Here is a 287-nt window from a genome sequence, read left to right as displayed (position 1 = left end):
CGAGGAGAAGGAAGCCTTTTAAAGTAGCAATGATTGCTTTTTCTTATTCAACTATCGGGTAGCAAGAGTTTAAGAAGGATCGTAACTGCAACGGTCCTTTTTGTTATTGAAGTAACGGGGCAGTTTAGAGAAAGAAAGAAATAGAAAATAAAAGTATAATTTATTTAAAGGATTGAAATTGTTATTCCCAGTCAGAATAGTTAAACAACGATTTATTAATTGGGGGAGTTAGAAGATGAAAAATAAAATAAGGAATAGATATGGTTTTTTTAAATATACCCTAATTG

Source organism: Neobacillus drentensis, from assembly GCF_036965645.1.
Taxonomy (GTDB): domain Bacteria; phylum Bacillota; class Bacilli; order Bacillales; family Cytobacillaceae; genus Neobacillus; species Neobacillus drentensis_D.
The sequence above is the reverse complement of the archived record's forward strand: the minus strand, read 5'-3'. Positions refer to the sequence as shown.